We start from the raw sequence: 2,342 nt of genomic DNA, 5'->3' as shown, positions 1-2,342 counted from the left end.
TTCTGACTTGGTTTTGGTCGTACTTAATCAATCGTCAGATTGAGGACTTTCTTTTTATCAAAATTAGAATTTGCGCAAGATATTGTACGTCATCAGCAAGAATCGTGACAGTAGGTTTGTCTGCTCCAATTGCTGGTTATGTTAGCACTCCTTCTCTTTTAAAATAATCTCTTCTTTAGTACTTTACCATAAATTAGATATCATCTTAATTCATTTATCCTAATTTCAATCTCATCAATTTCATTTGGGTCAAATCTATGTCTATGATAATTAATATTTCTTGTTTTAGTTTTAATAATATTTTCAATGAGTACAATAGATTTTTTTATCGAAAATTCTTTAGTATAGATCACTAAAGAGAAGTAAGCAAAAACAACAGTTGTACTTGTTGATATTACCCATATCCAACTTTCTAATATTTGCCATTGCTTTGGCACGAAATATATAATTGCTCCACAGAATCCAAAACATAATATAAGACCAAGTAACTTGAGTAATTTTATATACATTTCACTTCGAGTATCAGAATCTTGGTCAAGATCTTTCTTTTTATCTTTAAGCGTCTTTAAATCGCCAGAAAACTTTTCAATCTGTATTCTTATCTTCTCATTTAAACGTTCATTCACATGACGCGTTTCTTCTTCACTCTTAACCACATCCACTAACATCTCTTTTGTTTTTTTATGTTGAGTAATTTCATATGTTAAGGTTTCTTTAGATTTAAGCATATCTTCTATTTCTTCTTCAATATTCTGATCAAAACTATCGGAATGGATATTCTCAGGAGCACTCTCAATTTTACGCAACGCTGCAATTTTTCTTTGAAGAACCGATTTATCTGTATCCTGTTCTTGTTTGAGTAAGTTTTTATATTCACGCGATATTTGCATTCTTTTTTCTTCAGATAACAACCTCTGAACAAATGTCACAGTATCGCTATGTTTATTAAGTTCATGGAAACCATCTCCTGATGCTACCCAAAACTTATTAATCAAATAATCCGTATCAACGGCTAAAGGTATTTCATCAAAACTTTTTCTATCATTTATAGCGGTTTCCAAATACGCTTTAGTCCTTGTTGCAAATATATGGGTAGTTTCTGTTAAACGATTTCTTCTTCGCGATCCTCTCAGAACATCAACAAATACAATTGGTGAGATTTCTTTTTTTTCTTTGTAATCGTTTTCTAAAAAATCTTCATCAGCCTTCAGCGATCTTATTTTCTTACTCGACCTTGCAGACGATTCATATATATCAGAATTTACTAGGGTTATGGAGTTATTATCTATAAACTCGAAAAACAAAGTTTTCTTTTCTATAATATCGCTTCTCGATCTACAGTTGTTTAAAATATTCTGCATTGCGGTAGTCTCAGGCCACATCGAATGTTTATTATCAAATATCTCCAGAGCTTTTTTAAAATAAAATTCAATATCATCACGCGTATAGTCAAAATAATTAAGCGTAATTCTACACCCACGATTGTTAAGTTTATCTACTAAATTTATTAAGTCAGTAAACATCTTTTCGTATATAACACCATTCAATCCGAATCCATCAAATAGTATTTCCATATCCATATAGATGCTTAAATTATTAAATTTTTCAGTTAGTATGTCATTATTATAAGTTAACGCCTCTTTAATGATCACACTACTTTTTATTCTTTCCCAAGATTCTACGAACAATGAGTTCTCTTCATCTCTTTTTAGAATAAAGGTTCCGACGCAATTTAATAGTTTTTTATCTTCGTGCAAATGATCAGCGTCACCAAGTATTAAAGCACGAAAAATATGAAGCACTTTATTCTCATCGATTTTATCGTCATTCATCTTCATTTTTACATAAGCAATTAAATCATGATTATTTTTATTTGCTTCTTCTTTTTCTGCTTCATATTCCGCTATATACTCTTCTAATTCTTTGCTCTTTTCAGCAGTTAGCGTATTCTTGTATCCTTTATTTTTATCTAATTCAATAAAGTTATTTCTCCGTAGTCGCTTTATTGCGTTTCTGATTACTGAAGTAGGCATCTCAAAATTAAATTCATCATTGATATCCGAAATTATCTGCTCTGCATCAAAATATGTGTATCCATGATAAACTATTGAAAAAAGGATAAAGTCATCTATTAGACCAAGTACACTGCGGCCGGAATCGACAATTTTTCTAAAAGTTGTTAATGCGGCAAACTCTGAACTCTGGCTCATAATTCTATACCTTTTATTTCTTTGATAGATGTTAATGTATAGGGAACCTCTAAAAACCATCATAAAATAGGCTTTTCGGGTGCATGATCAAAATTACTATCGACACTCCATAGTCGATATCCAATTGAAACG

General features: G+C 31.0%; 1 protein-coding gene. It reads right to left on the bottom strand.

Features of this window, described 5'->3' with window-relative positions; all coding sequences use genetic code 11:
* Nucleotides 1-200 precede the first annotated feature (200 nt).
* Entirely contained in the window at nucleotides 201-2,210 is a 2,010-nt protein-coding gene (locus tag F459_RS0121880) for a hypothetical protein (protein WP_020614770.1), read from the bottom strand.
* Nucleotides 2,211-2,342 lie beyond the last annotated feature (132 nt).

Origin of the sequence: Sediminispirochaeta bajacaliforniensis DSM 16054, assembly GCF_000378205.1 — a bacterium.
Lineage (GTDB): Bacteria > Spirochaetota > Spirochaetia > DSM-16054 > Sediminispirochaetaceae > Sediminispirochaeta > Sediminispirochaeta bajacaliforniensis.
Note: the sequence above shows the minus strand (reverse complement) of the source record. Positions and strands in the feature narration are given on the sequence as shown.

Excerpts from the sequence above, each read along its gene's own strand:
- F459_RS0121880 (WP_020614770.1), bottom strand. The coding sequence starts at position 2,210 with ATGAGCCAGAGTTCAGAGTTTGCCGCATTAACAACTTTTAGAAAAATT.